Annotated in this window: 27 protein-coding genes; 16 read left to right on the top strand and 11 right to left on the bottom strand. The window is 56.2% G+C overall.

Features of this window, described 5'->3' with window-relative positions; translation table 11 throughout:
* Positions 1 to 89: 89 nt before the first annotated feature.
* The 9 genes from ATY02_RS12500 (at position 90) to ATY02_RS12460 (ending at position 8,861) form a co-directional block, all read left to right on the top strand.
* Positions 90 to 749, top strand: a complete 660-nt coding sequence (locus ATY02_RS12500) for a fumarylacetoacetate hydrolase family protein (RefSeq protein ID WP_068579011.1) — start codon at positions 90 to 92, stop codon at positions 747 to 749.
* An 11-nt stretch (positions 750 to 760) separates the two neighbouring features.
* Entirely contained in the window at positions 761 to 1,531 is a 771-nt protein-coding gene (locus ATY02_RS12495; protein ID WP_068579009.1) for a fumarylacetoacetate hydrolase family protein, read from the top strand.
* Positions 1,532 to 1,536: 5 nt separating this feature from the next.
* Positions 1,537 to 2,997 (top strand): 5-carboxymethyl-2-hydroxymuconate semialdehyde dehydrogenase, encoded by a 1,461-nt coding sequence (hpaE, locus tag ATY02_RS12490; RefSeq protein ID WP_068579007.1) that lies wholly within the window; start codon positions 1,537 to 1,539, stop codon positions 2,995 to 2,997.
* A gap of 104 nt (positions 2,998 to 3,101) precedes the next feature.
* Positions 3,102 to 3,959, top strand: coding sequence for a 3,4-dihydroxyphenylacetate 2,3-dioxygenase (hpaD, locus tag ATY02_RS12485; protein WP_068579005.1), 858 nt, complete (start codon positions 3,102 to 3,104; stop codon positions 3,957 to 3,959).
* Between the two features lie 45 nt (positions 3,960 to 4,004).
* Entirely contained in the window at positions 4,005 to 4,397 is a 393-nt protein-coding gene (locus ATY02_RS12480) for a 5-carboxymethyl-2-hydroxymuconate Delta-isomerase (RefSeq protein WP_068579003.1), read from the top strand.
* A gap of 50 nt (positions 4,398 to 4,447) precedes the next feature.
* Complete coding sequence (locus tag ATY02_RS12475) at positions 4,448 to 5,752, top strand: MFS transporter (protein ID WP_068579001.1); 1,305 nt, start codon at positions 4,448 to 4,450, stop codon at positions 5,750 to 5,752.
* 11 nt (positions 5,753 to 5,763) lie between these two features.
* Positions 5,764 to 6,567, top strand: a complete 804-nt coding sequence (gene hpaH, locus ATY02_RS12470) for a 2-oxo-hept-4-ene-1,7-dioate hydratase (protein ID WP_068578999.1) — start codon at positions 5,764 to 5,766, stop codon at positions 6,565 to 6,567.
* A 15-nt stretch (positions 6,568 to 6,582) separates the two neighbouring features.
* Complete coding sequence (hpaI, locus tag ATY02_RS12465; protein WP_068578997.1) at positions 6,583 to 7,383, top strand: 4-hydroxy-2-oxoheptanedioate aldolase; 801 nt, start codon at positions 6,583 to 6,585, stop codon at positions 7,381 to 7,383.
* A 17-nt stretch (positions 7,384 to 7,400) separates the two neighbouring features.
* Entirely contained in the window at positions 7,401 to 8,861 is a 1,461-nt protein-coding gene (locus ATY02_RS12460; protein ID WP_068578994.1) for an NAD-dependent succinate-semialdehyde dehydrogenase, read from the top strand.
* Between the two features lie 75 nt (positions 8,862 to 8,936).
* Here ATY02_RS12460 and hpaR read toward each other — a convergent pair whose 3' ends face one another.
* From hpaR to ATY02_RS12445, 3 genes are all read right to left on the bottom strand, one after another.
* A complete protein-coding gene (hpaR, locus tag ATY02_RS12455; RefSeq protein ID WP_068578992.1) occupies positions 8,937 to 9,359 on the bottom strand; it encodes a homoprotocatechuate degradation operon regulator HpaR in 423 nt (140 codons plus the stop codon).
* 169 nt (positions 9,360 to 9,528) lie between these two features.
* The gene (locus ATY02_RS12450) at positions 9,529 to 10,470 is read right to left on the bottom strand and encodes a p-hydroxyphenylacetate 3-hydroxylase reductase component (RefSeq protein ID WP_068578989.1); all 942 of its coding nucleotides are present in this window, start codon (positions 10,468 to 10,470) and stop codon (positions 9,529 to 9,531) included.
* 76 nt (positions 10,471 to 10,546) lie between these two features.
* Positions 10,547 to 11,716: a p-hydroxyphenylacetate 3-hydroxylase oxygenase component gene (locus ATY02_RS12445; protein WP_068578986.1), complete on the bottom strand. Its 1,170-nt coding sequence runs from the start codon at positions 11,714 to 11,716 to the stop codon at positions 10,547 to 10,549.
* Positions 11,717 to 12,038: 322 nt separating this feature from the next.
* On the opposite strand from ATY02_RS12445, the gene ATY02_RS12440 reads away from it, so the two are divergent.
* Entirely contained in the window at positions 12,039 to 13,055 is a 1,017-nt protein-coding gene (locus ATY02_RS12440) for an MsnO8 family LLM class oxidoreductase (RefSeq protein ID WP_068578985.1), read from the top strand.
* Between the two features lie 393 nt (positions 13,056 to 13,448).
* Entirely contained in the window at positions 13,449 to 14,267 is an 819-nt protein-coding gene (locus ATY02_RS12435; protein ID WP_068578983.1) for a molybdenum cofactor biosynthesis F family protein, read from the top strand.
* 53 nt (positions 14,268 to 14,320) lie between these two features.
* Here the strand turns inward: ATY02_RS12435 and ATY02_RS12430 are convergent, their stop codons facing one another.
* The 3 genes from ATY02_RS12430 to ATY02_RS12420 all read right to left on the bottom strand — a co-directional run bounded on the left by ATY02_RS12430 (position 14,321) and on the right by ATY02_RS12420 (position 16,720).
* Complete coding sequence (locus ATY02_RS12430) at positions 14,321 to 14,959, bottom strand: PAS domain-containing protein (RefSeq protein ID WP_164823657.1); 639 nt, start codon at positions 14,957 to 14,959, stop codon at positions 14,321 to 14,323.
* 103 nt (positions 14,960 to 15,062) lie between these two features.
* The gene (locus ATY02_RS12425) at positions 15,063 to 15,746 is read right to left on the bottom strand and encodes a response regulator (RefSeq protein ID WP_068578979.1); all 684 of its coding nucleotides are present in this window, start codon (positions 15,744 to 15,746) and stop codon (positions 15,063 to 15,065) included.
* Complete coding sequence (locus ATY02_RS12420) at positions 15,743 to 16,720, bottom strand: sensor histidine kinase (protein WP_068578977.1); 978 nt, start codon at positions 16,718 to 16,720, stop codon at positions 15,743 to 15,745. Before ATY02_RS12420 ends, ATY02_RS12425 begins: the two co-directional genes overlap by 4 nt.
* Before the next feature lie 325 nt (positions 16,721 to 17,045).
* Here ATY02_RS12420 and ATY02_RS12415 point away from each other — a divergent pair, with 325 nt between their 5' ends.
* The 5 genes from ATY02_RS12415 (at position 17,046) to purU (ending at position 21,649) form a co-directional block, all read left to right on the top strand.
* Positions 17,046 to 17,594, top strand: a complete 549-nt coding sequence (locus ATY02_RS12415) for a dimethylamine monooxygenase subunit DmmA family protein (RefSeq protein WP_141698208.1) — start codon at positions 17,046 to 17,048, stop codon at positions 17,592 to 17,594.
* Entirely contained in the window at positions 17,591 to 18,529 is a 939-nt protein-coding gene (locus ATY02_RS12410) for a PDR/VanB family oxidoreductase (RefSeq protein ID WP_068578975.1), read from the top strand. Before ATY02_RS12415 ends, ATY02_RS12410 begins: the two co-directional genes overlap by 4 nt.
* A 20-nt stretch (positions 18,530 to 18,549) precedes the next feature.
* A complete protein-coding gene (locus tag ATY02_RS12405) occupies positions 18,550 to 19,566 on the top strand; it encodes a heme-dependent oxidative N-demethylase family protein (protein ID WP_068578973.1) in 1,017 nt (338 codons plus the stop codon).
* A gap of 31 nt (positions 19,567 to 19,597) precedes the next feature.
* Positions 19,598 to 20,728, top strand: coding sequence for an aminomethyltransferase family protein (locus ATY02_RS12400; RefSeq protein WP_068578970.1), 1,131 nt, complete (start codon positions 19,598 to 19,600; stop codon positions 20,726 to 20,728).
* A 66-nt stretch (positions 20,729 to 20,794) separates the two neighbouring features.
* Positions 20,795 to 21,649 (top strand): formyltetrahydrofolate deformylase, encoded by an 855-nt coding sequence (gene purU, locus ATY02_RS12395; protein ID WP_068578968.1) that lies wholly within the window; start codon positions 20,795 to 20,797, stop codon positions 21,647 to 21,649.
* Positions 21,650 to 21,814: 165 nt separating this feature from the next.
* On the opposite strand, the gene folK is transcribed toward purU, so the two are convergent.
* From folK to glnT, 5 genes are all read right to left on the bottom strand, one after another.
* Entirely contained in the window at positions 21,815 to 22,318 is a 504-nt protein-coding gene (gene folK, locus ATY02_RS12390) for a 2-amino-4-hydroxy-6-hydroxymethyldihydropteridine diphosphokinase (protein WP_164823656.1), read from the bottom strand.
* 65 nt (positions 22,319 to 22,383) lie between these two features.
* Positions 22,384 to 23,706: an FMN-binding glutamate synthase family protein gene (locus ATY02_RS12385; RefSeq protein WP_068578966.1), complete on the bottom strand. Its 1,323-nt coding sequence runs from the start codon at positions 23,704 to 23,706 to the stop codon at positions 22,384 to 22,386.
* 20 nt (positions 23,707 to 23,726) lie between these two features.
* The gene (locus ATY02_RS12380; protein WP_068578964.1) at positions 23,727 to 24,410 is read right to left on the bottom strand and encodes a protein glxC; all 684 of its coding nucleotides are present in this window, start codon (positions 24,408 to 24,410) and stop codon (positions 23,727 to 23,729) included.
* Positions 24,411 to 24,421: 11 nt separating this feature from the next.
* Positions 24,422 to 25,327 carry a class II glutamine amidotransferase gene (locus ATY02_RS12375; RefSeq protein WP_068578963.1) on the bottom strand — a complete coding sequence of 302 codons (906 nt, stop codon included), beginning with the start codon at positions 25,325 to 25,327 and terminating at the stop codon, positions 24,422 to 24,424.
* Positions 25,328 to 25,391: 64 nt separating this feature from the next.
* A complete protein-coding gene (gene glnT, locus ATY02_RS12370; protein ID WP_068578961.1) occupies positions 25,392 to 26,726 on the bottom strand; it encodes a type III glutamate--ammonia ligase in 1,335 nt (444 codons plus the stop codon).
* Positions 26,727 to 26,780: the final 54 nt, after the last annotated feature.

Here is a 26,780-nt window from a genome sequence, read left to right as displayed (position 1 = left end):
CGCCGCGCTTGACGGTCATTAACATATTAACTATAACTGTTAACACATTAACAATCAAAGAGCCTGCCAGCTCTGTCAGGAGAAATGCAATGAGCCGTGCCTTGCATGACGTCGCGACCGGCACCCTTTTGGGTGTCGCGCTCAACTACCAGGGTCTGTTGAAGCAGCACCTCGCCGAATTCGAACAACCGCCCTATCAAAAGCCGCCGGTCAAACCTGTGCTCTTCATCAAGACGCCCAACACGCGCAATGAGCATGACGCCGAGGTTGTGCATCCAGGCAACGGCCTGCGTTTACAACCCGGTCCGGCACTGGGTGTGGTGATCGGTAAAGACATCAGCAGGGTCAGCGCGGCCGAGGCACTCGATTACGTGGCCGGTTACACCATCGTCAATGAATTCAGCCTGCCGGAAGACAGCTATTACCGCCCCGCCGTCAAAGCGAAATGCCGTGATGGATTCTGTGCTATCGGGCCTGAGCTGGTGCCGACCGCGCAGATCGCCGACCCGCACAGCCTCACCATCACGCTGTACGTCAATGGCGAGGTTCGTCAGCAAAACAGCACCGCCAACTTCGTTCGCGACGTTCCACGACTGATTGCCGAAATCAGCGAATTCATGACGCTGCATGCCGGCGATGTACTGATCACGGGCACCCCTGAAGGCCGCGTCGACGTGGCACCAGGCGACCGCGTAGAAGTTGAAATCAGCGGCTTGGGCCGCCTCGTCAATCACATCGCGGCCCAGTAACAGGAGCTCCCATGAAACACGCACGTGTTCGTTTTGAAGGCGAAATCCACGCCGTCACCGTTGAAGACAATAATCAGGTCCGTCTGGCCGATGGCCGCCTGCTTGCCGAGCAGCAAGTGGAGTGGCTGCCACCGGTGACCGGCAACATGTTCGCGCTGGGCTTGAATTATGCCGACCACGCCGCCGAGCTGGCTTTCAAGCCACCGACCGAGCCGCTGGCCTTCATTAAATCCCCAGGGACTTACACCGGCCACAATCAGGTGACCTGGCGCCCGGATAACGTCGCCTACATGCACTACGAGTGCGAATTGGTGGCCGTCATCGGCAAGCTGGCACGCAACGTCAAACGTGAAGATGCCCTGGACTACCTGGCCGGCTACACGGTTTGCAACGACTACGCGATCCGCGACTACCTGGAAAATTACTACCGGCCCAATCTGCGCGTGAAGAACCGCGACGCCACGACGCCCGTCGGCCCGTGGTTGGTCGACGTCGCCGATGTGCCCGACCCAAGCAACCTGAAACTGCGCACCTGGATCAACGGTGAGTTGCGTCAGGAAGGCAGCACCAAGGACATGATTTTCGACATCCCTTACCTGATCGAATACCTGTCCGGCTTCATGACCCTGCAACCCGGCGACATGATCGCCACGGGCACGCCGGAAGGACTGGCCGATGTCGTGCCGGGTGATGAGGTCATTGTGGAAGTGGAAGGCGTAGGCCGCCTGGTTAATCGAATTGTCAGCGAAGCGGAATTCTTCTCCGCCCGAAAAGAGGCTTGAGTAGCATGATCAAACATTGGATCAACGGCCGTGAGGTCGAAAGCAAAGACGTGTTCGTCAACTACAACCCGGCCACCGGCGAAGCCATCGGTGAAGTCGCCAGTGGCGGCGCTGAAGAAGTCGCGCAGGCGGTGGCGGCGGCCAAGGAAGCTTTTCCGAAGTGGGCCGGCACACCAGCCAAGGAACGTGCACGCCTGATGCGCAAGCTCGGCGAGCTGATCGAACAGAACGTCCCGCGCCTGGCTGAACTCGAAACCCTGGACACGGGCCTGCCGATTCACCAGACCAAAAACGTGTTGATTCCACGTGCATCACACAACTTCGATTTCTTCGCCGAAGTCTGCACGCGCATGGACGGTCACAGCTACCCGGTCGATGACCAAATGCTCAACTACACCCTGTACCAACCGGTAGGGGTTTGCGCATTGGTCTCGCCATGGAACGTGCCGTTCATGACCGCCACCTGGAAGACCGCGCCATGCCTGGCGCTGGGCAATACCGCCGTGCTGAAAATGTCCGAGCTGTCGCCACTGACCGCCAACGAACTGGGGCGCCTGGCCGTCGAAGCCGGCATCCCCAACGGCGTGTTGAACGTGATCCAGGGTTACGGCGCCACTGCCGGCGATGCGCTGGTACGCCATCCGGACGTGCGCGCGATTTCCTTCACCGGTGGCACCGCCACCGGCAAGAAGATCATGCAGACCGCCGGCCTTAAAAAATACTCCATGGAACTCGGCGGTAAGTCGCCGGTGCTGATCTTCGAAGACGCCGATCTGGAGCGCGCCCTCGACGCGGCGCTGTTCACCATCTTCTCGCTCAACGGCGAACGCTGCACCGCCGGCAGCCGGATCTTTATCCAGGAAAGCGTTTACCCGCAGTTCGTCGCTGAGTTTGCCGCACGCGCCAAACGCCTGATTGTTGGCGACCCACAAGACCCGAAGACCCAGGTCGGCTCGATGATCACCCAGGCCCACTACGACAAGGTCACCGGCTACATCAAGATCGGCCTCGAAGAAGGCGCCACCCTCCTCGCCGGAGGCCTGGAGCGCCCGGCCAACCTGGCGGCGCACTTAAGCAAAGGGCAGTTCATCCAACCGACGGTATTTGCCGACGTGAACAACAACATGCGCATCGCCCAGGAAGAAATTTTTGGCCCGGTGGTGTGCCTGATTCCGTTCAAGGACGAGGCCGAAGCCCTGCAACTGGCCAACGATACCGAATACGGCCTGGCGTCCTACATCTGGACCCAGGACATCGGCAAGGCGCATCGTCTGGCCTATGGCATCGAAGCCGGAATGGTGTTCATCAACAGCCAGAACGTGCGCGATCTGCGCCAGCCGTTCGGAGGAGTGAAAGGTTCCGGTACCGGCCGTGAAGGCGGCCAGTACAGCTTCGAGGTGTTTGCCGAAATCAAGAACGTGTGCATCTCGATGGGCAGTCATCACATCCCTCGATGGGGTCTCTGAGCAGTCGCTAGGGGCTGTTGAAGGCTGCGATGTATCGCGCATCGGTGCATCGCAGCCTTCGCTGTTCGCTAGTTGGAATCTACAACAACTTCAGGAGCATAATCATGGGCGAAGTCGTTCTGGCCGCAAAAATCTGCCATGTACCCTCAATGTATCTGTCGGAACTCCCCGGCAAGCACCACGGCTGCCGTGAAGCGGCGATTGCCGGTCACAAGGAAATCGGCCGGCGCGCCCGCGAACTCGGCGCCGACACCGCCGTGGTGTTCGATGTGCACTGGCTGGTCAACAGCGCCTATCACGTCAACAGCGGCGAGCACTTCAAGGGCATCTACACCAGCAACGAGCTGCCGCACTTCATCAAGAACATGGAGTACGAGTATCCGGGCTGCCCGGAGCTGGGCGAGCTGATCGCGCTTGAGGCCAACGCGGCCGACGTGCGCACACTGGCGCACAACATTCCGAGCCTGGAGCTGGAATACGGCACCCTGGTGCCGATGCGCTACATGCACATGGACGTGCCGGACGATCAAAAACTCAACGTGGTATCGATTGCCGCCTGGTGCGCCTGGCATCGCCTGCAAGACAGCTTCACCTTCGGCGCCGCCGTGCGCCGCGCCATTGAAAAGAGCGACCGCAAAGTCGTGGTGCTGGCCTCGGGGTCGCTGTCGCACCGCTTCTCGGACGATCGCAACGCCGAAGCCAATATCCATAACTGGACGCGCGAGTTCGACAAACAGGTCGACCTGCATGTGGTGGAACTGTGGCGCCAAGGCCGCTGGAAAGAGTTCTGCGCCATGCTTCCCGACTACGCCGAGCACTGCTTTGGCGAAGGCAAGATGCACGACACTGCCATGCTCCTGGGTTTGCTCGGTGGGCCGGACTACAACAAGCCCGCCGAGATCATCACCGAACCCTTCGGCAGCTCGGGCACCGGGCAGATCAACGCCATTTTCCCTGTTTGACAGTATGGCCGCACGGCATTCCCGCGCGGCCTGAAGGAGCCGTTCATGCCTCATTTCATTGCTGAATACACCGACAATATTGAACAGCAAGCCGACCTGCCTGGCCTGTTCAAAAAAATCCACCAGACACTGGGCGACAGCGGCGTGTTTCCCCTCGGAGGAATCCGCAGCCGAGGCGTGCGCCTGGATACCTGGCGCATGGCTGACGGCAAGCATGACTACGCCTTCGTGCACATGACCTTGAAGGTCGGCCATGGCCGCGACCTGGCCACCCGGCAGAAAGTCGCGGAGACGCTCTTCGACGTCATTACCCGGCATTTCGCCGACCTTCAGGCCCAGCGTCTGCTGGCCTTGTCGTTCGAAATGATCGAGCTGCACGAGCAACTCAACTTCAAGGAAAACAACGTTCACGCCTTTCTCAAGGCTCAGGCCACTTAAGGCCCCTGCCCGTTCGTTTCATCGGCCTCTCAGACAAAAAGTATAAAACCATGAGCACAGCCAATACCGCCGACGCCCTCACCGCCGTCGCCCGCGACAAAACTCACAGCACCGTCACCTGGCGGCTGATGCCGTTGCTGTTGATCTGCTACCTCTTCGCCCACCTCGACAGGATCAACATCGGCTTCGCCAAGATGCAGATGAGCGCCGATTTGAATTTCAGCGACACGGTCTATGGCTTCGGCGCCGGGCTGTTCTTCATTGCCTACGCGCTGTTCGGGGTGCCGAGCAATATGGCGCTGGATCGCGTCGGCCCGCGGCGCTGGATCGCCACGCTGATGGTGGTGTGGGGCGCGCTGTCGGCGAGCATGTTCCTGGTCGACAGCGCGACCGGTTTCTACGTCTTACGCTTTCTGCTGGGCGTCGCCGAGGCCGGTTTCTTCCCGGGCATTCTGGTGTTTCTGAATCGCTGGTACCCGGCCGGTCGCCGCGCACAGATCACCGCATTGTTTGCCATCGCGGTACCGATGGCGGGCGTGATTGGCGGCCCACTCTCCGGTGGCATCCTCGAAAGCTTGCATAATGTGGGTGGCCTGCGCGGTTGGCAGTGGATGTTCGTCATCGAGGGCGTGCCAGTAATCCTGCTAGGGCTGGTGGTGCTCAAGTGTCTGCCGGACAACTTCGAAACAATCAACTGGCTGACATCGCAGCAGAAGCAGCAGTTGCGCGAGCAGTTGAACCACGAAGAACAGCGCAAATCGATCACCTCGTTCTCCGCGATCCTCAAGAACCCGCAGATCTGGTTGCTGGTGGCGGTGTATTTCGCGGTGATGCTGGCGGTCAACACGCTGGCGTTCTGGATGCCGACCCTGATCCACGGTGCCGGTATCGGAAGTGACGGCAAGGTCGGCCTGCTCAGCGCCATCCCTTATCTGGCAGGTTGTTTTTTCATGATCGGCTGCGGGCGCTCGTCCGATCGGCTCCGTGAACGTCGCTGGCACCTTTGCGTACCGCTACTGATGGCGGCTGTCGGCATTGCGATTGCCGGGCTCATACCCACCAACCCGACCATGGTTTTGGGCGGTCTGATCCTCGCCGGCATGGGCGCCAGTGCGGCGCTGCCGATGTTCTGGCAACTGCCTCCCGCGTTTTTGTCCAACGGTACCCAGGCTGCCGGGATTGCCCTGATCAGCTCCTTCGGCAGCATCGCCTCGTTCTTCGCGCCCTATCTAATTGGCTGGATGCGCGACACCACCCACAGCGCCAGCCTTGCCCTTTATGTGCTCGCACTGCTGATCGCGCTCGGCGGTTTTCTGGTACTGCGCACCCACGCCTCCATCGTCAACCCTCAATAGAGATCATTGTCATGCTTGATCCACAACTCATTCAGCAAGCCGCAGCCCGCCTCGACCACGCCGAGCGTTCACGCGAGCAAGTGCGTCAGTTTTCCCTGGACCATCCAGAGATCACCATCGAGGACGCCTATGCCATTCAACGCGCCTGGGTGGAACAGAAAATCAAGGACGGCCGCAAGTTGGTCGGGCATAAAATCGGCTTGACCTCCCGGGCCATGCAAGTGTCATCGAACATCACCGAGCCGGATTTTGGCGCGCTGCTGGATGACATGTTTTTCGACGAAGGCACCGACATTCCGTTCGAACGTTTCATCGTGCCACGGGTTGAAGTCGAGCTCGCGTTCATTCTGGGCAAGCCTTTGAAAGGCCCGAACGTGACGATCTTTGACGTGCTGGACGCCACCGAATGGGTGATCCCGGCACTGGAAATCATCGATGCGCGCATCCAGCAGGTCGACCCGCACAGCAAAGCCACCCGCAAGGTGTTCGATACCATTTCCGACAACGCAGCCAACGCTGGCGTTGTAATGGGTGGGCGTGCCGTACGCCCGACGGAAATCGATCTGCGCAAGGTCCCCGCTGTGCTCTATCGCAATGGTGTGATCGAAGAATCCGGCGTCTCCGCAGCGGTGCTCAATCACCCGGCGAAGGGCGTAGCTTGGTTGGCCAACAAACTCGCGGCCTATGACGTCGGCCTGCTGCCAGGGCAAATCATTCTGGGCGGTTCTTTCACACGTCCTGTGGCGGCAAATCCTGGCGATACCTTCCATGTCGATTACGACATGCTCGGCTCCATCGCCTGTCGTTTCGTTTGATCGGAGGTCTTCCCCATGGATATGCCTGTTAACACCTTCAAGCTGCGTTTGAAAAGCGGTGAAGCACAGATCGGCCTATGGCTGGGTCTGGCCGATCCCTACTGCGCAGAACTGGCCGCCAACGCCGGCTTCGACTGGCTGCTGATCGACGGCGAACATGCACCCAATGATCTACGCGGGATGCTCGGTCAGCTCCAAGCCGTGGCGCCCTACCCGAGCCATCCGATCATTCGCCCGGTCATCGGCGACACGGCGCTGATCAAACAGGTACTGGATATCGGTGTGCAGACGTTGTTGGTGCCGATGGTGGAGAGCTCGGACCAGGCGCGAGAACTGGTGAAAGCCATCCACTACCCGCCCTACGGTGTTCGCGGTGTCGGCAGTGCGCTGGCACGTGCCTCGCGCTGGAACAGCATTCCCGGCTACCTCGACAAGGCCGATGAACAAATGTGCCTACTGGTGCAGATTGAGAACAGCGAAGGTCTGGCCAATCTGGATGCCATTGCAGCGGTCGACGGTGTGGACGGAGTCTTTATCGGGCCGGCGGATTTGAGTGCCTCAATGGGGCACCGCGGTAACCCGGGACACCCCGACGTGCAGGCGGCTATAGAGGATGCGATAGCACGCATTCAGAGAGCCGGCAAAGCGGCCGGCATTCTCAGCGCGGACCAAAAACTGGCCAGGCGCTACATCGAATTGGGCGCGGCATTCGTTGCCGTTGGCGTTGACACCACGGTCTTGATGCGCGGTCTTCAAACCCTCGTCGCGACCTTTAAAGATGCTCCGGCGCCCACCAGCTCCGGCGGCGTGTACTGATTTTTTCGAGAAGTCCGATGAAACTCAATGATCTGAAACTGCTGCGCGAACAGGCTTACATCAATGGCCAATGGATCGAAGCCGATGACGGCAATCGTTTCCAGGTAACCAACCCAGCGAATGGAGAGGTCATTGCCGAAGTCAGTTCCCTCGGCCAGGCCGAGACCGCTCGTGCCATTGCCGCGGCCCAGGCTGCACTGCCCGCCTGGCGCGGAAAGACCGCCAAGGAGCGCAGCACCATCCTGCGCAAATGGTTTGACTTGATCATGGTCAACCAGGAGGACCTCGCCCGCTTGCTCAGCCTGGAGCAAGGCAAACCATTGGCCGAGAGCCGTGGCGAAATTGCCTACGGTGCGAGTTTCATTGAGTGGTTCGCCGAGGAAGCCAAGCGCATCTACGGTGACGTGATCCCGCATGACAAGCAGGGCCGACGTTTGGTGGTGATCAAGCAAGCCATCGGTGTGGTGGCAGCCATCACGCCGTGGAATTTCCCGAATGCAATGATCACTCGCAAAGTTGGCCCGGCACTGGCCGCCGGTTGTACCGTGGTGGTGAAGCCCGCTTCAGAAACGCCGCTATCAGCACTGGCCTTGGCTGAACTGGGTGAACGTGCAGGTATTCCCGCCGGTGTACTCAACATCGTCACTGGCAACCGGGCCCGTGAAATCGGCGCCGAATTGACCGGCAATCCGAGTGTTCAAAAGGTTTCGTTCACCGGGTCTACCGGAATCGGAAAAATCTTAATGGCGCAATGTGCCGAGACCATCAAGAAAGTCAGCCTGGAACTGGGCGGCAATGCCCCCTTCATCGTGTTCGACGATGCCGACCTGGATGCTGCGGTAGAAGGTGCCATGGGTTCGAAGTTTCGCAACAGCGGGCAAACGTGCGTCTGCACCAATCGAATCTTGGTACAAAACAGTGTCTACGATGAATTCACACGACGCTTGGTGATCGCGGTAAACCAACTGAAAGTCGGCGCCGCTGACATGGATAACGCCCAGCAAGGGCCACTGATCAATGACAAAGCTGTAGCCAAGATCGAGGAACATATCAGCGATGCATTGGCCAACGGTGCCACTCTGCTAGCAGGCGGTACAACTCACGCACTGGGCGGCAACTTTTTCCAGCCGACGGTGCTCGGTGAAGTGACCTCTGAAATGTTGGTCGCCCGCGACGAAACATTCGGCCCATTGGCGCCGGTATTTCGCTTCGAGACCGAAGCCGAAGCAATTTCGATGGCCAACGACACCGAGTTCGGACTGGCGTCTTATCTCTATACACGCGACTTGGGGCGCGCGTGGCGCGTGAGCGAGGCGCTGGAGTACGGAATGGTCGGCGTCAACGAAGGATTGATCTCTACCGAAGTGGCGCCTTTCGGCGGGATTAAGCAGTCGGGCCTGGGACGCGAGGGGTCGAAGTACGGCATTGATGATTACATCGAGCAGAAATACATGTGCGTGGGCATTGGTACGGCCTGACAGCGTCGTTACGATGGGCCAGAGGCTCTGGCTCATCGTTTTCTGAGACACCCCTAAATGACCGGAATCAGTCGGTCAGCGCTTGAGCGTTTTCAAATCGTTGAGTAATGAAAGAAGTGTCTGCAGCTTCTCCTCTCCCAATTGCGCTTGAAGGCGTAGATAGTTTTCCTCCATGTTCTGGCTCATCGAGCTGAAGCACGCCTCACCTTTTTCCGCCAGTCGCACTAGAACCCGCCGCTGATCTTGCTCAACTTTGCGACGTACCACCATACCTGCCGCTTCCATACGTGCGAGTACACCGGTCATGCTCGGTTTAAGGATGCATGCGAGCTCGGCCAGGCGGTTGATCTCCAGTTCTCTATGTTGACTTAGAATTCTGATAACCCGCCATTGCTGCTCGGTCAATCCATGCTGATTCAGGGAGGGACGGAAAAACCCCATAGCCGCTTCGCGAGCTTGGAGCAGTGTCAGAGTCAGTGATTGGCGCGGCTGAAGCATAGGAAACCGTCGAGACCATGGTTAGTTAATTTATTAACTAAAATTCTATCATCGTCGTTCGTTTAATGCTCGCTTCATGATGTATTCGTTAACAACTGCTTCATCACCTGTCGCTGCACGCAAAAACGGCACCTTATGGTGCCGTCACTGCATTCCAATATGGCGCCGTTCAAGCCCCTTTAATAATTCCTTGTAGTACAACTTTGAAGTGATCGACCTGTTCGTCGCTGAACTGACCAAACACCTTTTCCTGCTGCTCCTTCGCGATCGACCACAACCCTTCCGTTTCGTCGACGCCTTTGACGGTGAGGCGCACGCGATCGCCGTCATCGTTGACTAGACCCTTGCGCTTTAGATTTGCGACCGCTTCGTCAATTTCACGCGCTGGCATCGCAACTTCTCGCTGCAAATCCGCAATGTTCAAACCTGCGTCATTCTCCAACACCATAAGCATTCGCGCTTCACTGGTGCGAAGGCCGGTGGACAATTGCCGTGGCTGATAACTGGCTTGGTAAATACGTAGAGCCTGAGTCATTAGGTAGTAAAGGTTGTGGCTAAGACGCCCCTGGAAGTGACTGCTCGGCGCCTGACCTTCTTCCCGTTTGGTCATGCGCGTATGCGGCAGCACCATCGAATAGGCGCCTTGGTGATACAGCAGCGGTGAACGTCCAAAATCATCAAATGCGACAACTTTACCGATCATGATCCAGTGATCACCTCCATCAACCTGCTGGAATTTTTCGCAATGAAAGCGTGCCGAGCAATCGGCGAACACCGGCGAACCGCCCTCGCCCGGGTCGTATTCGATACCGGCGAAGCGATCATCCTTAGGGCGGGCAAAGTTATTGGACAGGTCAATCTGATCGGCCGCCAGCACGTTCACTGCGAAGTGACTCGCCTCTTCAAATACTTCATGGCTGCTGGAGCGTTTGTCGATGCTCCAAAGAACCAAAGGAGGGTCCAGAGACACCGAATTGAAGCTGTTGGCGGTCACACCCACTTTGCGCCCGCTGGCTGTGGCGGCGGTGACAACGGTCACCCCGGTGGCAAAGTTACCCAGTGCGCGGCGAAAGGCACGGGTGTCGAAGGTGGTTTCGAGTTCTGCGGACATGTGAGTCTCCCGGGTCGCGCTGAACGGCAACCCTGATTGTTGTTATGTAAGTAGCGCGATGCTTTGTGAAGACCGATCAGACCATGGTCGGATCAGGTTCTAGGCCCATCAGCTCGCGGCCAAGGATTTGTGCGCAGACGTCGTAGTCGGTGTAGGCATGAGCGCCGGTCAAATGCGAATCACGGAACAAGCGCTGCAGCTCGTTGGTTTTAAACCAGGCACCACCGCCGGCCGCTTCCATCAGCCGATCGACAGCTTGGATACACATCTTGGTGGCATAGCCTTGGTTAGTGCGCCAGAACGCCAAGGTTTCAGAATTCGGATACACGTGCGCCTCGCTGTGCTCGGCGTGTTCCTGCCAGGTTTTTTCCAGGAACGCGCGCGCCGCAGCCACCTGATGAGTGGATTCCGCCAAGCGCATCAACGCCGGGGTGGCCGCGCCCACCGCCGCACCGGTGTATGCGCGAACGCGGTTTTTGGTCTTCTCGCGGAACACATCGAGCATGCGCTCAGCTACACCTAGGCTCACGGTGGCGAAACCACTGGCGAAATACGGACGGTACGGGGAGTAGAATATTTGGCTGTCCGGGTACAAGCCGAACCCGGCGGACTTGCCCTCCATCATGTCCTTGGCTTTCTGGATACGGTGCTCTGGGACGAAGACCTTGTCGATGATCAGCGTTTTGCTGCCACTGCCGCACATACCGATGGCGTACCAGTCATCGTGGATCTCATAGTCGCTGCGAGGCAGCACTGCAAAACAGTAATCCTGAGTACCTTCAGCGTTTTTGCGACGAAAGCCCACGATCGCCCATTCGGCGTGATCGCAGCCACTGCTCCAACCCATCTCACCACTGAACGTGACACCGCCTTCGACCTCTTCTGTACGACCAAAGGGAGCAATGCTGCTGCTGGCGGTTGCATCCGGATCATCGCCCCAGATCTCATCCTGCAGCTGGGCAGAGAACATCGCGAGTTGGTGGCTGTGGGTGCACAAAAGGCTCATGGCCCAAGCAGTACTTGCGCAAGAGCCCGCGAGCAAAGCAATGCAATCAGCGAACTGCGGCAAGGAGATTTCCATGCCACCAAATTTCTTCGGTTGAAAGGCGCGATGCATGCCGATAGTTTTCAACAGCGCGATATTTTCGGCCGGAACTTGGCGGTCCTCTTCCGCCTGGAAGGCGTTGGCAGCGATAGTCGGCAGAAGGGACTTGAGGTCTTCGAGCAAGGGATTAGGCTTTTTCATGGTTCGACTCTGCTTATTATTGGATGCGTTGCGGTCGTTCATGACAAACACAGGCGTGACGAACTGAGCAAGGTGAGCCCCTAGTCAACTTGGTATTGCAAGACAACCACTAAAAGAATACGAGTCCAGTATGAAAGCCAACGCCGATGAGAAAAATGCACCTTCCAGATGGAAGATTGCACTTTTCATAGTGTATGCCTCCAAAGCTTGCAGCGCTGAGTAACGCCTGTGAACATGCCGATCTCGAGAATGTCACGAAACGGCGCGGTGACGAACTTCACCTCACGCGAGTCATCCCAGTCTGGATAAAGAGGCAACAACCATGTCAGTGCAACTCACTGTGATCGACCAAACACCGATACATGGCGATCGCCCCCCAACCCATGCCCCGCACACTTCGCTGGAGCTAGCGAAAGCCTGTGACACATTGGGCTACCATCGATATTGGCTCGCTGAACATCACAGCAGCATTCAGTTTGCCGGTCCGGCGCCCGAAATTCTTCTGACTCACATCGCCAGCCATACAAAACACATGCGCATAGGCAGTGGCGGAGTAATGCTGACTCATTACAGCCCTTACAAAGTCGCAGAAGTCTTCCGTCTTCTGACATCGCTTTTTCCTGGACGCATTGACCTTGGAGTTGGGCGCGCGCCAGGAGGCAGTCAGTTGAGCAGTGCCGCCCTTGCATTCCCCGCGCATCTAAGTGACGTGGATCACTTTCCAGAGCAAGCAGCACAACTATGCGCTTACTTGAGAAACAGCTTTCCGGCCGCCCACCCTTTTTCGCAATTGCATTTTCCGCCCAATGACGGCGCGTGTCCTTCACTCTGGATGTTGGGATCCGGCGGAGGCAGCGCCGGCCTGGCCGGGCAGTTGGGAATGGGTTTGGCGTTGGCTCGGTTCATTGCCCCACAAACATGCACGCCGGCAATTTTTGATCATCACAATCAAGCGCTGGTCAACGCGGGGCATGATCAGAAGCCCCAGCGGCTACTGGCACTTGCGGTTGTCTGTGCTGAAACGGATGAACAAGCCCGATTCATCGCAGGCACGGCTGTTTATCGTAAACTGATGACTGGCCGCGGCCCGCGAGAACCGCTTTTAAGTCCAGAGGAAGTCGAGCGCCGCAGGCAGCGAATGACAGCAGCTTTGCGTGCTGAATTTGATGAGATGCTGGAGAGTATGATCGTCGGCTCGGCCTCATTTTGCCGTGCGGAAATCCTCCGACTCTGCAAATCATTTGGCACGCATGAAGCAGGAATTGTCACCGTGACCCATGGGTTTGAAGACAGGCTCGCCAGCTATGAACATCTCGCTCAAGCACTCCTTGCGAAATAGCGCTGTCGAGAACTGTGCGGGGCCTAAGCATGAACGAGTTGCTCTGTCAGCACCCCGCCCTTTCTAATTCTTCGCTGCCTTTAAAAACCTGCGCATCTGGCATCGCGAATAGTGATGGTTAAGAATCTGTCACGGGCTCGGAATAATTAATCTCCATGTTCCGTGATCGGTGGAGAAAGTGAGCACCTTTAAGCAACGGCCACCAACTTCAATTGTCTTTGTTAAGAACACCTGCCCCCCCTGCTCGGCGGCACAGGAATGCAACGGTGCGCCTGATTTCACGAGATTGTCACTAGCAGCCAAGCCATGGCATGGATATCCAAGACTTTATCGCGGCGTGTTCATAGCATCGAGTTTTCGAAAGCCTCCATCGTCTTAATCAGGAGACCCCCCATGAGTTATCAGATTGAAGAAGAACTCAAACTTCAGCGCTACGTGCCTGAAGAGCAATGGCCAACTCTAGCGGAAATGGCCGACGGTTTTGGCGAGCACAAATACCCGGCAACAGCTGCACTGGCGGGGAAAATCGTCAATTTGCAATTCGACAACGGTTGGGTGATTGAACATAATTTTGTTGATGCCACCACTTTGAAGTGGACCATTCTTGAAGGCGAAGGTACTGGTTTCACGTCGACCGACACGTATGAAGCGGTCGAAGTGCGCACCGGAATATTCTTCGTCGAATTCTTGAAACCGGCTTACCAAGAGTCGGCAACGCTCATTTGGAAACTTGAAACCGGCGATGTGCTCGCAGCCGTTTCATCTTTTTATGATCGAGAGGGCGAAAAGCGCACCCGTACTGATTTTGCGACGGCCGTAGTTCAGGGCCTACCTGGAGGCGCTCCGATTCTGCAGTCGTCCAGTTTAGTCGGCAAGCGCGTGCTGTACCGCTACAGCTCGGACGATTGGTACGAACATGTGTATTTCGGTCCCGAAACCATGGCTTGGCACTGTGTGAACGGCGCTGAAAAAGGTCTCGCGGATGTGGAAAAGTGTGCGTATTTCGACGTAGCTGAAGACCTCTACGTTTTGTTCTGGACCGAGACGATTATGCCAGTCGAGTCGGTGATCGCTGTGGACTTGAAACAAATGCGCTCGATCGGCCGTTTCTTTTGCTGGGATCCCAAGCCCGCCAAGCTGATTCACCTGACGTTCGGCTCCAAGGCGACGCCTCTTAATGCAACCCGGTATCCGACCGTTTTTGAAGAATGAAACAGAAGATCACGCGCATTATCCCGCCAGAGCCTTGAGGCGGAAAAACTCCTTCATTCTCTCGACCAAAGAGCGGATGAAGGGGGTGCAGTTTCAAGAATCAGGCCTTCTATCCCGAGTAGTTCGCCACTGTCAGTGAATATACCGGTTCCCTTCTCCAGTACCCACTTCACCTCCCCATTCTCGCAGCGGATTCTGTAGGTCAGAGCGTAAGGCTCTTTTCGCATGAGGGCACTCTGCACACCTTCCCAAATATAATCCGCGTATTCAGGGAGGATAAGCTGACCATAGGTTCCGTTTATGCCGTCGCGAATAGACTGTGCGCTATACCCCGTCAGTGCCTCGCATCCGTTACTTGCGAATTCCATCGTCCACTCACGGTTGATTCTCCCGCGATACACCAGGGCAGGGAGACTATGAAGCAGGTCTGTGGCACTTCGATAGTCGGCCTGCATCTGGATGGCCTGCTGGCGGCTCGCTGTTCGATCAATAAAGGTCAGATAGAGCTGCCCCTCATGACACTGGCAGCTGACCTCGCCCCAAAGCAGCTTGCTCGCTCGGTCAATGAAACGCAGCTCGAGGGTCTGCGGTGCACCAGGCATAAGCCGAGCGCTCACTAGCAAGTCCAGCCACCTCCCCTTGTCTTCGTGGTGAACCGCCGATTCAAAAAAATCGCCAACGGTGCAGTGCATTCGCCCATTCCAATGACGGTTGTGACGCACTATTCGACCGTCCTCTCCCACCACTATCACAGGAACAGGGAGGGCATCCAACCACTCTGGCTCGCGCATAGATTCAGTGAGAGACATTGGGTTTTCCACCTGACGCCGGAGGCGAGTTTTGGATCATCCAAGTTGCGAGCTCCAGACGGGAGCGCATTTTGAGTTTGCGCATCAGGCTTTTTACATAGACCTTCACCGTTGCTTCGCTGATCTGCATATCGCGCGCAATCAGTTTATTGCTCCGGCCATGGGCGATTAGCATCAACGTCTGCCTTTCGCGATTAGTGAGTGACGAGTTCAGTTGCTCGACAGCATTAGTATCAACAGTACCCGTCTCAAAATTATGTTCGGCGACCAAAGCCACCAGACTTTCGCTCAAGGTAGCGTTGCCGGTAGCGCAAGAGCGAACGTATTCAAGCAAAATCTCCGGGTCGGTATCCTTCAATATGAATCCCTCAGCCCCCAGCCGAAGTGCACACAGAAGTTCAGTTCGATTGAGTTCCGCAGTCAGTACGATTATCTGGGCGGTAACCTTCAACCTTTTGAGCTCTTCCAACACGTGCAATCCATTCATGCCGGGCATGTGCAGATCCAGCAGCACAAAATCCGGCTTGAGCCTGAGCACCAGCTCAATGCCTTGTTGCCCATCCCCTGCTTGTCCAATCACATCGAGGTCGCAGGTGTCGGCAAACATTTCGGCCAGCCCTCGACGCAGCAGCGGATGATCATCGATGAGTACAATTGATGTCTGGCTCAATGGCTAGCTTCTTCTGCGTGAGTGGTGATTGGAAAGAACAGACGGATGCGTGTCCCGCCTTCCTCCCTGATGGCGATTGCGAAGTCAGCGCCAATCGAGGCAGCGCGCTCTTCCATGATGGTGATGCCGTAGTGTCCGGAACCTTGCACGCTCGGCGGCAAACCCACGCCGTCATCCTCGACCTTGATGAGCACATAGCCGGGGGAGTTGGCTCGTAACTCAATGCTGACGGTCTTCGCGCGGGAATGGCGAATTGCATTAACAAGCGCCTCCCTAACAATGTGCATTAACTGTAGTTCCACCTCGGCACCCAAGAGGCCATCCGGAAGACGATTGTCCAGATTGAAGACTATGTCACTGCGCGGTGAAAGTTCGTGCACCAGTTCGCTGAGGGACTGTCGCAACGATTTTCCGCTAAGGCTTAATCGAGCATGGCTGATCAACTCTCTGACCCGGCGCTGAAGTCGGCTCAGCCCAGCCCTCAACTCTTCAGCGAGCGGCCTGGCCTTTTCAGGCTGGCGGATTTTGCGTACTAACAAGCCCATTTGCAGAGATAGGTAGGCAAGTTCCTGAGCAACTCCATCATGCAGGTCGCGAGCGATCATCGATGCCGGCGCCGACGTCGACGTTACCACGGCCGATGCTGAGGCAAACCCATGCGCGGTCCCTAACGCCTTGTCTATAAACTGCGCTATTTTGATCAGCCACGGTCGGACATTCGGCAAATTAGCGCCCTTGGCTGCCAGGCTCAAAACACCGTTTCCAGAAAGCGGGATACGCACTGCGGTGTCCTCGGACTCTAGCGACTGATCGACGAACTCGAGCTCAAGTTCAATTGGCGGGATCAAGCCTGAAATGGCATCCACGAATGTCTGTACCGCGTCCAACGGGTCGACGCGATTCATCAACGCGAACAGCAACTCGATCTGTAACCGATATTGCGCCTGCTGATCCAGAGGGCAATCGTTCGCCATGCAAGTAGTCAAGCGCCCTCCTAAAAATTATCACGCGATCAAAGTCATGGAAGAACAGAGCAATTTTCGTACCCCATCCGCGCCTCTACCTCTTTAGCGGTACTGCCAAGGAGTAGCTTGCAGGGCGATTCCTGGCAGGAAACTATATATCCCAACAGGAAATTACATCATGCGGAGTGATGACTGGTTGGCTCAGCATTTCAAGCAGCACCAATAGAAGGCGGCAAACGCCTCACACGGTCGATCACTGCACACTTTTAAGACTGCCCATGACGAAACCATAGCCGGACCTATTCCGGCAGAGAGTTGATCACGGAGAGCAGCTATGGCTGATTCAAATGTATGTCCTCATGCTCCATTCAAAAGCGTTCCGCTGTATTCCCCTGTGGTTTTTAACAGGTATGCCACACGACACGTATTCGTGAGTGATGGGACGGATAGCGATGTCCGCGACCGGATGATTATGGAAGTCGGCGCTGAAACCGATCTAATTTCGCTAAGCATCGGATCACCCTCCATTGCAGATAAGAACGAACTGCACCAAGCGCTGTTCAATGTGCTACGAGATGCCAGGATCGGAATCCATCTTTACCTGTTCGGCGATGAATCATTCATCTGGACGTTGCACGCGCTGGCGGTTGCCCAAGGGCTTTCAAATGAAGAAATAACCCTTGGCCATTCCGGAAGTAGAACCCATCAACTGATTTATTGCGTTCATTGCGCAGACCTCCAAACGCAGCCGGTACGACACACAGTGACCTGCCAAAACTGTGGAGTCGAACTCGAAGTGCGAGCGCACTTCTCACGCAGGTTAGGTGCTTATCTGGGTGTATGTCTGAACGCCGACGAGCCTTACGGGCGGGATGTTGCATGAACAATTTCATCAATGTCCGGGTCAAGGATGTGCGCGTCATCACGCCGGTCATCCGTGAATTCACTTTCGAACCCACAGAATCGAAACTACCGACTTACTCGGCGGGAAGTCACATCCAGGTGCACATTCCTCTGGAGGAAAGATCGCTTCGAAATGCTTACTCGCTCGTGGGCGATCCTGCCCAATGTGACACTTACCGCATCGCAGTTCGATTGCAGTCCCCCACTCGAGGTGGCTCAGCTTACATGCACAGCGAGGTGAAGGTGGGCGATATGCTTCGACTCACCAAGCCAGCCAACCTGTTTCCTATTCACTCACAAGGTAGACATCACGTCCTGATTGCTGGCGGCATCGGAATAACCCCGTTTCTATCCTACATCGAACATCTGCTAGCCCAGCACGCCTCCTTCGAGCTGCATTACGCCTACCGAAAAGGTCTTACGGATGCTTACCTGGATCATCTCCAAGGGCGCCTGGGTAACAAGCTGAATCTATATGAAAGCCTGGAACGCCCTCTCGATGTAGCGACCATCCTGCGCGACCGCCCACTGGGTTGTCACCTCTACACATGTGGTCCGGAGCGGCTTATCAACAGTGTTCAGGAACAGGCCAGCAACATCGGCTGGCCTTCTGGTCGGATCCATTGGGAGGCGTTCTCCAGCGCAGAAGCTGGCCAGCCCTTCAGTGTGAAGTTGGCCCGTGGGGGACAAATCCTGGAAGTGAAAGGTGACGAAAGTCTCCTCGAAGCGCTTGAAGCCCAAGGGTTTGAGATCCCCAACATGTGCCGCGGCGGCGTTTGCGGGCAATGCGTAACCCGTTTTCTAGACGGCGATGTTGATCATAGAGACAACTTCCTGACCTCCATCGAACGCAGCGGCAGCCTGATGCCCTGTGTCTCGCGCGGCTGTGGCAACTCACTCGTTATCGACCTCTGAACGGCAGTTGGAGCTTTACCATGACTTTGAAAATGAAACCCATCGAGACATTTCGAGGCGATTTCACTTACCGCAACAGTCCAGAGGCAATCGCTCGGTTTCCGTTCCCGTTTCCTGAAGACCAGTACATGTACTCAGTGAACATTGAGCCTGCCACGTCAAAGGATCCAGGCTCCGTTTACGAGCATTGGTTTGATATCGACGAGCACTACAGGTCTGAAATGTCCGAGCGTGCGCTCGTGCTGCAGAATGATCCGCGTCGCTATCTTGTGATGCCTCATATGCAAACCGCGGCGTGGGATGCCCTGCAGATGTACATGGAGCATTTGAGCAGTGACTATCCGCAATTGTTTACCCTCAACCAAACGGGTAATCGTTGGCATTGGCAAAACCATGTACTAGACATTGATCAGCATTTTACCTTCGGCGACGCGACGACTCTGCCCTATGAGCCACTCGAGTTCATTAGTCGCCAAGTGCAAGGCGATGTCGCCCTCTTGGACCAGCGTGACGGTGATCTGTTCATGGACGCAGGAATGATTACCTGCCCGGCCGACTGGTCGCTGGCATTCGACGCGGGCATGAGTTTCAAACAATGGCACACCCCGGTGCCGCTGGCCCACGATCTGGGTATTTTCGATCGAGCGCTCAAGTACCTGCTCAATATTCAAGTCGACAAGCCAGTACGGAGATTGAACTGGACACTGACTATCAACCCACGCATGGACACCTCACCCGAGACTTTCCACGAGTGGGGAAAGGATCGAAGCAGTGTCACGACTGAAAATGCTGGCGAGCTTGTGCATTTGCGCGTCGAACAGCAATTCATTGCAAGGCTGCCTCGTAGCAACGCAATGATGTTCGGGATCCGCACCTATCTGGCCAGTATGAACGAACTGACCACCAATCCGGCTTGGGCCACGCGACTGCATCGCGTTCTACGCGATCTGCCGCAGCCGATTGCCGAGTACAAGGGGATGAACAACTACCGCGAACCACTCGTTGAGTGGTTGAGCCAGTTCGACGTCCAAGTTTGACCCTTCCCACCACTCTCTGAAGGAAACGATCATGGCAAACTCTTGGCGCATTAGCGCTCTTCGTGAGCGCCATCTGGCGCTCGGTTCAAATCTTGAAGATTGGAACGGCATGGGCACTGCCTGGACCTATGCAACGGATCTGGCTGACCATCACGAGGCCATCCGCACCCGTGCGGGCCTGATGGATGTGTCAGGCCTCAAGAAAGTCCACTACGTGGGGCCGCATGCAGAAAGCCTGCTGAGTTACGCGACCACTCGCGACATCAGCAAAGTCTATCCGGGTAAATCCGTCTACGCCTGCATGCTCAACGATGAAGGCAAGTTTGCCGACGACTGCGTGATCTACCGCACTGGACCCAACTCGTTCATGGTGGTACATGGCGCGGGGAATGGTCACGAAGTCCTGGTTCGTCAGGCTCAAGGTCGTCAAGTCGCCGTACTGTTCGACGATGACCTCCACGACCTGTCCCTTCAAGGCCCGCTAGCCGTCGACTTCCTGGCTGAGCACGTGCCAGGTATCCGCGACTTGCCGTACTTTCATCACCTACAGACCAAGCTGTTCGATCGTCCGGTGATGATCTCGCGTACCGGCTATACGGGTGAGCGCGGTTATGAAATTTTCTGCAAGGCTGCCGATGCTCCGTTGATCTGGGACAGCATCCTTGAACAGGGCAAGGATCGAGGCATCATTCCCTGCGCATTTACCGCGTTGGACTGGCTGCGTACCGAAAGCTACTTGCTGTTTTTCCCCTACGACAACTCCGAAATGTATCCGTTTGCCGACCAGAAAGCGGGCGACACGCTGTGGGAATTGGGACTCGATTTCACGGTGTCGCCAGGCAAGCAGGATTTCCGCGGTGCGACGGAACACTATCGCTTGCAAAATCAGGAACGCTTCAAGATTTTTGGCGTATTACTCGACGCGGATGTTGCCGCTGAGCCTGGCGACACGTTATGGCAGGACGGGCAGTACGTCGGCGTGATCACTTGCCCCATGTACTCGCGTCTCACTAAACGCTCCTTGGCAATTGCACGAATGAATAAATCTGTAGCCGTGCATGGGTCACCGCTACGTGTGAAAGGCAGCCTCGAAGTCGGTGCCATCGCACACGACATGCCGTTCGATGATCCCGAAAAGAAAAAGCGTATCGCTAAAGGCTGATGACTCCGGGCGCTTCTCGCAGGCGCCCTGGATACCCTGTTAACCGTTCGTAAAGAAATCCAATCCATGACCCAATACATCTTGAAAATCAGCTGCCCAGCGCGTTCGGGCATCGTAGCCGCCGTTACCACTTACCTTGCTGAAAAACAGTGCTACATCAGCGAACTGTCTCAATTTGATGATGAGTTCACTGGCAACTTTTTCATGCGCGCCGTATTTCGCTTCAATGATGGCTGCGAACCTAACATTGAAGGTGTGCGCGCGGGCTTCGATGAAAATGCCACTCCGTTTAACATGACTTGGGAGCTTTTTTCTTCGGATCAGCCACCCAAGGTGCTGATCATGGTCAGCAAGTTTGATCATTGCCTCGTCGACTTGTTGTATCGCCATCATAAAGGTGAGCTGGATATGCAAATCACGGCCATCGTCTCCAATCATCTGGATCTGCGTCCAATGGCGGAACGCCAAGGTATCCGCTTCGTTTATTTGCCGGTCACCAAAGACACCAAGGCGCAACAAGAAGCCGAACTGATGAAGATCGTCGACGATACGGGTACTGAGCTAGTTGTGCTGGCTCGCTACATGCAGATTCTGTCGGACGATCTGTGCAGGAAACTGTCGGGGCGCGCGATCAATATCCATCACTCCTTCTTGCCAGGATTCAAGGGCGCCAAGCCTTATCACCAAGCTTATGATCGAGGCGTGAAATTGATTGGCGCAACCGCCCACTATGTTACCAGCGACCTGGACGAAGGCCCGATCATCGAGCAGGAAGTACAACGTGTCGACCACGGATACCATCCTGATGCACTTGTTGCAATTGGTCGCGATACCGAAACTATTGCCCTTTCCAAAGCCCTGAAATATCACTTGCAACACCGCGTATTCATCAACCGTGACAAGACTGTCATCTTCTCCTGACTCCACTCGGGAAAAGCGCCCCTGAATTGTTGGTACCAGACAACAATGCCTGATCAGGAGCGGCTTTGCGGGCTGAACTGTCGATGGTTCGGCCCGCTTTTTTATTGGATATCAAATATCCCCACCGGCGCTCAAGACCTGAGCGTTCCGCCAGAGCAGGCCAATTCAGTCTTTGAGTTCAAATTCTGCCCACAGGCTTGCATAGGACAAACCAGTCAGCGGATGCAGCTTTTCCGGGACTAGTTGGGACATTGGTTTGAGCACATAAGCACGCGTTATCAGTTCGTCACAAGGAAGCACTCGTCCATCAATGCATCCTTCCCGCTCACCGTAAATCAAAATGTCCACATCTAGCGTAACCACTGCAGGTGATTCCCTATTTCTTCCGTGTTTTAACTCAAGTTCCTTGAGCGCACGGCTGAGCTTCGGAAGCTGCAGGCACGTCGTGCCACGCACTACGAGGTTATGGAAGGCCGGAGCCTCTATACCAATCGCAGCACTTTCATAGACTGGAGAGCAACGGATGTCTCGCAAAATATGCTGTAGGTCGCAAATGGCTATACGCAGGTGACGTTGGCGCTGAGTATTACTCCCTACCCCTAAAAACACTTCCACCGCTGGCCGTGGGTCAGACATGTAAGCATCGCGACTGTTCGTGGATGCGAGCATCTGCATTCCCCAAATAAAAACTCCGCCCGAGAACAGAGTTCTGGGGCGGAGCGTGATTCGATTACTCAGTATTGTTTGCCTGGAATCCAGTTAGTGCCTGCCAGAGGCACCCGGGCCATGGCCGCAGATTCAACTGTTAGTGCGACCAAGTCTTCAGGGTCAAGATTGTGCAAATGTGACTTGCCGCAGGCGCGTGCCATGGTCTGGGCTTCCAGCACCAGCACCCGAAGGTAGTTAGCCAGACGTCGGCCGCCTTCCACCGGATCCAGACGCTTGGAGAGCTCTGGGTCTTGGGTGGTGATCCCCGCCGGATCGCGCCCATTCTGCCAGTCATCGTAGAAACCAGCCGCCGAGCCGATCTTCTTCAGCTCCTCGTCCAGTCGTGGGTGGTTGTCACCCAGAGCGATAAGGGCCGCCGTGCCAATAGCCACAGCGTCCGCGCCCAGCGCCATGGCCTTGGCCACATCAGCACCGTTGCGAATTCCACCGGATACAATCAGTTGCACCTTACGGTGCATACCCATCTCCTGCAGAGCCTGAACCGCCTGCGGGATGGCCGGCAGGATCGGAATCCCCACGTGTTCGATGAACACTTCTTGAGTCGCTGCGGTGCCACCTTGCATACCATCCAGAACGATCACGTCGGCGCCGGCCTTCACCGCCAGTTTGACGTCGTAATAGGGACGGCTAGCGCCGATTTTCACGTAAATCGGTTTTTCCCAATCGGTGATTTCACGGATCTCTGCAATCTTGATCGCCAAGTCATCCGGACCGGTCCAATCCGGATGACGACAAGCGCTGCGCTGGTCGACTCCGATCGGCAAAGTCCGCATGCCCGCGACCCGCTCGGTGACTTTCATACCCAACAACATACCGCCGCCACCCGGTTTGGCGCCCTGCCCCAAGACGATTTCAATGGCGTCAGCCTTACGCAGGTCGTCCGGGTTCATGCCGTAACGCGATGGCAGATACTGATAGACCAAATGCTGAGACTGTCCGCGTTCTTCCGGGGTCATGCCGCCATCACCAGTGGTCGTGCTGGTGCCGGCGATGGTCGCACCGCGGCCCAGGGCCTCCTTGGCATTGGCTGACAACGCCCCAAAACTCATGCCGGCAATGGTCACCGGAATTTTCAGGTGAATCGGCTTCTTGGCGAAACGGTTGCCGAGGATTACATCAGTGCCGCACTTCTCCCTATAACCTTCGAGCGGGTAACGCGAAACACTGGCGCCGAGCAACAGCAAGTCATCGAAATGCGGCAGTTTGCGTTTGGTACCGCCACCGCGAATGTCGTAGATGCCGGTCTCGGCGGCACGCTGGATTTCCTGAATGGTCAGGCGGTCGAAGGTGGCCGACTCGCGCAGCACCGGAGGGGTCTTGTCACTCATATCTATTCTCCTCGCGCGGATCAGTACGCGGATGCGTTATCGACTTTGAAGTTGTACAACTGACGAGCGGAGCCGTAGCGCTTGAAGTCAGTAGCCTTGTGCTCGAATCCGGCTTTGTTGAGCAGTTCTTGCAACTCTTGGAGGTGTTCGGCGCGCATCTCTTTTTCGATGCAATCCGAACCGAGGGACTCGACGGTACCTTTGACGTAGATGTGGGTTTCATACAAGGAATCGCCCAAAGCGTCGCCGGCGTCACCGCATACCACCAGACGACCGGCCTGCCCCATGAAGCAACTCATGTGGCCGATGCTACCGCCAACCACAATGTCGATGCCCTTCATGGAAATTCCGCACCGTGCGCCCGCGTCACCTTCAATTACCAGCAAACCGCCATGAGCCGTGGCACCGGCCGCCTGCGAAGCACTGCCTTTGACCCGGACGTAGCCGGACATCATGTTCTCGGCGCAACCAACGCCGACGTTGCCATGGACGGTGATGCTCGCCTTCTGGTTCATGCCGGCGCAGTAATAGCCGGCATGGCCCTGAATATCGATGGACACGGTTTCGTTCACGCCGACGGCAAGGTTGTGCTTGCCGTCGGAATGGGTCACGACCCATTCGTGCTCTTGTACATTGCCGACTTGATCGTGCAGCGCTTGATTGAAGTCACGCACGGTAGTGGTGGATAGATCGATAGTTTTCATTTGTGCGTTCCTTAAGCTGACTCGCGTTCCCAGATGTACATAGTCGCCGGTGCCGGCTCCCAGACCCTGGCGTTTTCGATTCCGGGCAGGCTCGACAGCGCCTGATATTCGGAAGCCATTGCGACATAGTCGTCGGTCTCCGCGAGAATCGCGGGCTTGCAGGCAATAGGGTCGCGGATTACCGCAAAACCGTTCCGGGTGCCGATGGCGAAGGTGAAAAACCCGTCCAGATCCTCCAGCGAGTGGTCCAACGCTTCTTTCAGCGAATCGCCCTGTTGCAGGCGCCAGGTCAAGTAACCGGCCGCCACTTCGGTGTCGTTGTCAGTCTCAAAATGGATGCCGGCGCGCTTGAGTTCCTGTCGCAGGCGGAAGTGATTCGACAGTGAGCCGTTGTGCACCAGGCACAGGTCGGCACCGGTGGAAAATGGGTGACTGCCTTCCATGGTCACCGCACTTTCGGTGGCCATGCGGGTGTGACCAATGATGTGGCTACCCTTCATGCCGGCTAAGCCGAAACGCTGGGAAATTTCCTGCGGCAGACCCATGCCCTTGAGAATTTCGATACTTTGGCCGGCACTCATAATGCGAACACTCGGCGCCAGATCAGCCAGGGCTAATCGAACGGATGCCTCTTCAATTTGAATTTTCAGTACCGCCGCACTGGCGTTCTGGAACCAGTCAAGTGAACAACCCAAACGCCCTTCCAGTTCGCCCATAAGGGTTTTCCAGTCGAACCCTTCAGTTGTCGCCTGCAGGGTAAGCTTGACCCAGCCGTCGGCAACTTCATCACCATAGATTGCGAAGCCGGCACTGTCTGGACCACGATCCGTCATGGCTTGCAACATGGGTTCAAACAGCTTTCCGAGTTGGGATTCCAGCGTCGGGTTCTTTAGATAAAGACCTACAATTCCACACATATCGAGTCTCCCTGGGAGGCAGTGAGCGCCCGGCCCGATGCCTGGACGCTCTAAACGAAGTTGATTAGAAGAATTCTGTGTATCGCTGGATTTCCCAGTCAGAGACATGGCGGCTGTACTCCACCCACTCCATACGCTTGAGCTTGATAAACTCGCCAACGATGTCTTTGCCCATCACTTCTGCAAACAAAGGATCGGCTTCAAGTGCATCGCATGCTTCTTTAAGCGACTGAGGCAATGTCTTGATGCCTCGGCCGGCGATTTCTTCAAGACTTAGGCTGTACAGGTTTTCATTGCAGATTTGATCTGGCTCAAGTTGACGGTCGATGCCGTCAAGACCAGCCGCGATGATTGCGGCGCTGACCAGGTAGGGATTGCAACCGGCGTCTGGCAGACGGAACTCCAACCGACCGTAGGGAACGCGAACCATGGCCGATCGGTTGTTGGCACCAAATGCGATAAAAGCAGGCGCCCATGTAGCACCTGAAAGAGAATTACCGACGACCAGACGTTTGTAGGAGTTAACCGTCGGCGCGGCAAAGGCACACAACGCTGGCCCATGGGCCAACAGCCCTGCGGCAAAGTGGTAAGCGAGTTTGGATAAACCCATGCCGTTCTTGTCACTGCCATCGAAGAACAGGTTTTTGCTTTCGGCACTGCTGATCGAGAGATGGAAGTGCATCCCGTTACCGGCACGTTTGGGATCTGGCTTGGGCATGAACGAGCAGATCATCCCCATATCGTTCGCAATCTCTCCGGCAGCCATGCGGAAGAACGTGAAGCGGTCTGCCGACTCCATGGCGTCGCTGTACGTATAGTTGATCTCGAATTGGCCGTTGGCGTCTTCGTGATCGATCTGATAGATCTCGAAGCCAACGGGCTGCAAGGCTTCAGTCAGGCGCTCCAGGAAAGCTCGTGAACGTGACAGCCCTTTGTAGTCGTAGCAGGGTTTGTCCAGGTTATCGCTGGGATCGACCAATTGAAGCTTTCCGCTTTCATCACGGCGCATCAGGTTGAACTCAGGCTCCAGTCCTGTGTTTAACGTCCAGCCCTTTTCTTGCAAACGACTCACCTGTTGCTGCAGAACATAACGACTATCAAAGGGGTGAGGTTTGCCATCCACGTGGCCGATACAAACCACTCGGCCGTAACCTGGCTGCCAAGGTACCGGAGTCAGGGTCGAGAGGTCGGCCTTAGCCATGAAGTCCGGACCATTGGGCTGCATACCCATCCCGCTGATAGCAAAACCGGCAAACCCTGCACCGGCTTCAGCTACAGTTTCCAATCCACAAATAGGCACCGACTTAGTCTTGGCGGCACCATGAATGTCCACGAACTGAGCCAGCACATACTTAATGCCGTGCTCTTCAATCAAACGTTGGGTTTCAAGTGGCAACATGGATCTGACTCCTGGTGAAGGCAACATCAGTGGCTGTGGTCTATGCAGCGAGGG

The sequence above is a fragment of the Pseudomonas sp. BIOMIG1BAC genome, assembly GCF_001705995.2.
GTDB classification, from domain to species: Bacteria; Pseudomonadota; Gammaproteobacteria; order Pseudomonadales; family Pseudomonadaceae; genus Aquipseudomonas; species Aquipseudomonas sessilinigenes.
The sequence above is the reverse complement of the archived record's forward strand: the minus strand, read 5'-3'. Positions and strand labels throughout refer to the sequence as shown.